The sequence below is a fragment of the Microcystis sp. M49636_WE2 genome (genome assembly GCF_030065375.1).
GTDB classification, from domain to species: domain Bacteria; phylum Cyanobacteriota; class Cyanobacteriia; order Cyanobacteriales; family Microcystaceae; genus Microcystis; species Microcystis aeruginosa_C.
Genome location: NZ_JASJFG010000058.1, coordinates 1 through 6659, shown reverse-complemented (window position 1 = coordinate 6659; position 6659 = coordinate 1). Strand labels below are relative to the sequence as shown.

The window sequence follows — 6659 nt, the reverse complement described above, 5'->3', positions numbered from 1 at the left end:
TTTGAATTGTTCATCTGATAAGTTTTGATAATCCATAATTTTGCTAATAAACATAGCAAAATTATAGATGATTTCCTGACCTAAGATCACATTTTATTCTTTTTTCCACTTCAATCTAAGAATTGAGAAAAAAGCAAAACCTTATATTATACCATAAAAAAATTGTGCAAGAGGTCTTTTCAATCCTTGTCAGGACGGATTCTAGGGAATAGGTGACGGTTTCGTTAGACATTTTGCTATACTCCTCGACCTATCTGGCGACCATCTTAATTATTGTACTAAGTCCGTTGAGTAAGTAAGTGGTTTCAATTAAATTGAAGATAGATTTTGTCTTTGATTCCCCCTTAATAAGGTGGGGTATCTAACAATTTTTAACACCTACTTACTTAGAATATAATATTTCAGCCGCTTTTTTACTTTATAAAGCTATCATTCAAAACTTCTAAATTTAATGGAAAATCTGACCATGTACAACGCTATAATCGAATAAACAACTAAACTTTATATTTCTGTAATGGTTAATTCCTTAAAAGCTTTTTCTAGGCGCAGATATGAACAAGCTGGTTATCCTAAATCAGATGGGAAAGATGCTCTTTGGTCTCCTAGTTATTTTGTTTCTTCTGTGGGAGGTGTGCCATTGGCAGTTCTTAAGTGATATATTAGAGATCAAGAAAAGCCGTCGTAGAACGACGGGGTTTTAAACCCAAATTTTCGATAATCAGATAGCTATCATCTCAAAAACTATCACCATGACGATCGATCCGCAACAACTCATCGAACTGGCTCTCCAATCCGGAGCGGTGGCAGCCGAAGTTTATCAATCTTCCTCCCTTTCCCATCCCGTTTTTTTTGAGGCTAATCGTCTCAAACAGCTAGAAAGTTCTGAATCCGTGGGAACTGCCTTAAGATTATGGCGCGAGGGTTGTCCGGGGTTAGCGGTGGGTTATGGTGATGTGGAACCTGAGATTTTAGTAGAAACGGCATTAAATTTATCCTATCTCAATGCCCCAGAAGAAATCGAATTTTCGGCACCACGACGGGCAATTTATGACCCGATTGGCCAGGATGTGGCGGTAGAATCTTTAATCGAGATGGGTAATCAAATGATTGGCCAAATTCGCCAAGTTTATCCTGAGGTTATTTGTAGTGGTGAATGGGAATGTGAACGGGAAATCACCCGTTTGGTTAATTCCGAGGGTTTATATTGTCAATATACCGATACAGCTTTGAGTTATTATCTGGGGATTGAATGGGTACGGGGAGAGGATTTTCTCGCCGTTTATGATGGGGAATATACCCGCAGTACACCTCATCCCGAAACGGTAATTAAACAGTTATTGCAGCGACTACAATGGGCAGCCAATAATGTGGATAGTCCCACGGGAAAATTACCAATTTTATTGACCTCTAATGCAGTTACCCTCTTATGGGGTACGGTGGAGATGGCTTTAAATGGGAAACAGGTCTTAGAACAGTCCTCGCCCTGGAGTGATAAAATTGGTCAATTGGTGATGTCAGAAAAGTTGACTTTATCCCAACAACCGGACCGAGAACCCTATAGTTGTCCCTTTGATGATGAGGGAACTCCTACCAAATTTTTATCTTTAATTGAGGGAGGTAGAGTTAAGGAATTCTATAGCGATCGTACCACGGCCAGATTATTAAAAACTACTCCGACGGGAAACGGTTTTCGTCCCGGTTTAGGGGTTTATCCCATGCCGGATTTAGTTAATTTAATCGTGGCACCGGGAGAGGGAACTTTAGAGGATTTAATCTCGCAAATAGATGAGGGCCTAGTTATCGACCAAATTTTAGGTCATGGGGCCGATATTTCGGGCGATTTTTCTGTCAATGTCGATCTGGGTTATCGCATAGAAAAGGGCAAAATCACCGGACGAGTTAAAGATACAATGGTGACGGGAAATGTTTATACCGCTTTGCAGAATTTAATCGCTCTGGGGGCCGATAATCAATGGAATGGCTCCTGTTATACTCCCTCGCTAATCGTTGATAGTTTATCGGTGGTAGGGTAAAAATGTGGCGTTGTCAAATTGAAAGATGCTCCTAATCAGATGGGAACTGAAATTACTAGGTGTAGGGCTAATTCATGAATTAGCCCTACAATAGGCGTTGTCAAATTGAAAGATGCTCCGAATCATCTGGGAACTGAGATTAACTCAGCCTACTTTTTGGGGTTAATTTTTTGGGGTTTTATTTGACCTGAAAAGAGGGGGGTCGCAGGCAGGCACGGATTCCCATTATATAAGAAATTATCTGTCAAGTCGCGGGGTTTTGTCAAGCTTTTTTGGGAAAAAAATTAACCGACACTCAAGGGGAGAAAATTATCGGCAGAGATATTATTTAATCTCCCCTTTGAGTAGGTATTTTTCAGCCTGGGATTAACGCTTTAGTTGCCGAGGCACCAAGGCGATTTAATTGGCGATTAATTTGCCATCCGACGAGGGTTAAACCCAACCACTGACTGAAAATTGCCAAAGCGAAAGAGGGAAGTGTAGCGTATTGAGTAGCGGCAATGGGAAGAAAAGTAAAAAACCATAAAAGCGGAGATTGACTGGGATTAACTCCCAAGACAGCGAAACAGAGGAAGGGGAAAATAATCAAAATGCCGATGCTACTGGCTGCGAGCAAAGCGCGTTTATTTGTGCCGGCTAACATCAATAATTGGGCGATAGCGGCATAGACTAAAATCATGTTCATTGCCAAGAGAAACCCGGCTGCAGTGGCTAGTTTATATTGATGGAGAGGGGCGATAAAAATAGCGGGAAGGATGAATAAAATGGCAATAGCGACGTTAACAGCCATGGCTAGGGTAGAAGGACTTTTTTCGCCAAAGATTAAAGCTTTCCCCAGACTAATGCCCGTTTTTCCTTGTAGATGACGATAGCGCGCCCAATCTTGGAGAGTTTGACGGGGAGGAGTGAGGGCAAAAAGGATTAACAAGCCAAAAATCGCCACAAAAACGCTAAGAATCGCAAAATTATCGAAAAGATAGCTCGGTTGCAGAGTTTGGAAGACAAAACCCAGGCTAATGGCACTAAAACAGCCCATCATCCAGTAACTTTGGGGTTTACTAACAAGAGTAGCGAGGGGATTATGGAAGCGACGCTGGAGAACTCGGGTTAAACCGTAGGTACAGAGGGCAAAATTGAGCAAAATTAAGCTAATACCCACTATAACCGATTGCCAGAGAGATTGACCGTACCAACGCAGATCAAAGATTTGTGAGATTCCTAGATAGCGTACCGCATCGGGGGGGAGAAAGGTAGATTTAACTAGATAGGGGAGGACAAAACTAGGATTAAAGAGAATTAACCAATCAAAGGGAGTACGGGAACCACCATAGCCCGATAAAGTAAAAATAGTGCTATAAAACACAAAGATTAAGACTGCAGCACTGCCTAACCAGGGTTGAAATCCTCCTAACCATGGCGTGGCTAAAGCGAAACTAAGGGCAGCATGATAGAAAAAGGCACAACTAGCGATCAGAACCGCGTAGAAGGCTAAAATTAACGATAGGGGAATACCTGCTAATAAACCCGCCCCCAAGTGAAAGGGTAAAGCGAGAAGACAGACGAGATAGAGGAGAATGGGAACCCCGAAAATTTTGCCGATAAAAATCGTTTTGGCGGGTTGGGGACTCAGACGGATAAAATTAAGTGTACCCCGGCGCTCTTCCCCAGAAAGATCGGCGATTAATTGATAGGTTCCCACCACTAAAAGGGCGAAAATGCCGGTAATACTCAGAAAAGTGAAGATATCTAACCACCATAACCGGGAGATAATCATCCATTGACCATTTAGGTCTTGGATGCAGTATTTAAGCCCACTATAGGGATTATAATCGTTGTTATGGGGGGGATTAGCGGTACAGTAACGACTAAATCCCGCCCCTACCGACAAGAGATTCTTATAGTACAGGTAAACTAATAATTGACCAACTAGGGAGATAACCGAGGCGATCGAGATATTTTTCGGGGTTAATCTTCCTTGCCATTCTCGCATAATTTGCGGGTTGGTTTCCGTAAGGCGATCGATTATTGTCGCTATCATATTTTTGTCCTCTCTACAGCCGTTATCAGGAGCTAATCCTAGATTAACCCAGTAACTTCTCGATCGGTTCGGGGATGAAGAAATCCATCGAGATGCAGCTAAGTAGCTGGTTATAATTAAATTAAAAATGGATTTTAGGTTCGATCCCCCCTTAGTCCCCCCTTAGTCCCCCCTTGATAAGGGGGGTGTCTGATAATTTTTAACGCCTACCTACTTAAAATCTGGGTTCGGGAATCAAAAAGGGAAAAAGTGCCGGACCCGGGAGCTTCTGTTTTACACTAGAATTTGGCCGCCTGAATCTAGATCTATGCCCACTCTGACCCTCAATTTTCCCCTGACTGCCGTTGTCGGCCAAGAAGCGATTAAATTAGCCCTACTCTTAGCCGCCGTGGATCCCGCCCTGGGGGGTGTGGTAATTGCCGGTCGTCGGGGAACCGCCAAATCAGTCATGGCGCGGGCGATACATTCCTTACTGCCACCGATCGAAATTATCGCAGGTAATGTCTTTAATTGTGATCCCAACAATGCCGACGAATGGGACGATCACACTAAAGAAGAATATAGCAGTGGAGAGGTCGCCACGGAAGTTATCCGGGCCCCTTTCGTGCAGATTCCCCTAGGAGTCACCGAGGATCGTTTATTGGGTTCCGTCGATGTGGAAGAATCGGTGAAACAGGGGGAACCAGTCTTTCAACCAGGTTTATTAGCCAGCGCCCATCGGGGAATTCTCTACATCGATGAAATTAATCTACTTGATGACCAAATTGCTAACCAATTACTCACAGTTTTAAGCGAAGGACGTAACCAAATCGAACGGGAAGGCATCAGTTTTCAACATCCCTGTAAACCAATCCTGATCGCTACTTATAACCCAGAAGAAGGGGATTTACGACCCCATTTATTAGATAGAATTGCCATTGCTCTTTCCGCCGATGGTGTCCTTAGTTTAGACCAACGAGTCACCGCCGTCAATCAGGCGATCGAGTATGCTGTTTCTCCCAGCGCTTTTATCGCCCAATATGCCCAAGAAATCGATGATCTAAAAACCGAAATTATTCTGGCGAGGGAATGGTTAAAAGAGGTAAAAATTAAACCCGAACAAATTAGTTATCTAGTGGAGGAAGCGGTGCGCGGTAGGGTAGAAGGTCATCGCGCCGAGATTTTTGCCGTGAGAGTAGCCAAGGCCGCCGCCGCTTTAGAAGGTCGGGATTTAGTCAGTGCCGATGACTTAAAAAGAGCCGTCGAATTAGTTATTGTACCTCGATCGCTGATTACGCCACCACCTCCGGAACAGGAACAACAGCCACCGCCACCACCGCCACCACCGGAACCGCCCCAAGACGAAAACCAGCAGGAACAGGAAGAAAAAGAGGAGGAGAAAGAGGAGGAAAAAGAACCGGAACAGCCCGATAATTTGCCGGAAGAATTTGTTTTTGACCCAGAAGGGGTTTTACTGGATCCCAGTGTGCTGTATTTTGCCCAGATGGCCCAGCGTCAGGGGAAATCGGGGGCGCGTAACCTGATTTTCTCGGAAGATAGGGGACGTTATATTAAGCCGATGTTACCTCGGGGCAAGGTGAAAAGAGTCGCCGTCGATGCCACTCTCCGGGCGGCCGCCCCCTATCAAAAAGCCCGTCGCTTGAGGAATCCCGAACGTCATGTGATTATAGAAGAAGGGGATCTGCGCTCAAAACGGCTGGCCCGCAAGGCTGGTTCTTTAATTGTCTTTGTCGTCGATGCCTCCGGTTCCATGGCTCTCAATCGGATGCAGTCGGCCAAAGGTGCGGTTATGCGTCTGTTAACGGAAGCTTACGAAAATCGCGACCAGATTGCCCTGATTCCTTTCCGGGGTGAGCGAGCAGATGTACTATTACCGCCAACCAAATCGATTACCCTAGCGAAAAAACGTCTAGAAACCCTGCCCTGTGGTGGCGGTTCCCCCTTAGCCCACGGTTTAACCCAAGCGGTTCATGTGGGGATGAATGCCCGTTTATCGGGGGATATCGGTCAAGTGGTGATTGTGGCGATTACCGACGGGAGAAGTAATATTCCTTTGGCGAAATCTCTAGGGGAACCGATTCCGGAGGGGGAAAAACCCGATATTAAGGCAGAACTGCTCGATATTGCCGCTAAAATTCGCTCTTTAGGCATTAAATTGCTGGTCATCGATACGGAGAAAAAATTCGTCTCCACTGGTTTTGCCAAAGAATTAGCCCTAAAAGCCGGGGGTAAATATTATCATCTACCCCGGGCCACGGAACAAGCGATCGCATCTATGGCGCGAGGGGCAATTGCGGGACTGTAGCTAGGGTTTGCGGCAAAAAGTTTTTCGGTGGGGGCAGGGTGTGGGGTTTTACCAATTTTCAGGGAAAAAGTGCCTAAATTTCCCTCCCGATCCCTGCAATGGCTGGCACTTTTTGATTTCAAAAAAGCCTAAAAGTCTTATCCCTGGACTTCCCCGTTGACAAAAGGCCATAACCTGTGCTGTAGAAGGGATTAAGAGAATTTACAGCACCCCGTTACTGGGTACAAATCAGGGAAACTCCCAATAAATCTAACGCTTTTTGTTGCAGTTGGGTCGGTCGAGT

The 6659-nt window shown here is 44.9% G+C and carries 4 protein-coding genes; 3 read left to right on the top strand and 1 reads right to left on the bottom strand.

Annotated features, from left to right (window positions below; genetic code table 11):
- Positions 1 to 514 precede the first annotated feature (514 nt).
- Together PX484_RS01380 and PX484_RS01375 are read left to right on the top strand one after the other, a co-directional pair.
- Entirely contained in the window at positions 515 to 655 is a 141-nt protein-coding gene (locus PX484_RS01380) for a transposase (protein ID WP_002799818.1), read from the top strand.
- Between the two features lie 94 nt (positions 656 to 749).
- Positions 750 to 2033: a TldD/PmbA family protein gene (locus PX484_RS01375; RefSeq protein WP_002799819.1), complete on the top strand. Its 1284-nt coding sequence runs from the start codon at positions 750 to 752 to the stop codon at positions 2031 to 2033.
- 355 nt (positions 2034 to 2388) lie between these two features.
- Here the strand turns inward: PX484_RS01375 and PX484_RS01370 are convergent, their stop codons facing one another.
- Positions 2389 to 4071 carry a hypothetical protein gene (locus PX484_RS01370; protein ID WP_288102696.1) on the bottom strand — a complete coding sequence of 561 codons (1683 nt, stop codon included), beginning with the start codon at positions 4069 to 4071 and terminating at the stop codon, positions 2389 to 2391.
- A 307-nt stretch (positions 4072 to 4378) separates the two neighbouring features.
- Between PX484_RS01370 and bchD the strand changes: the two genes are divergently transcribed.
- A complete protein-coding gene (bchD, locus tag PX484_RS01365) occupies positions 4379 to 6376 on the top strand; it encodes a magnesium chelatase ATPase subunit D (protein WP_287666519.1) in 1998 nt (665 codons plus the stop codon).
- Positions 6377 to 6659 lie beyond the last annotated feature (283 nt).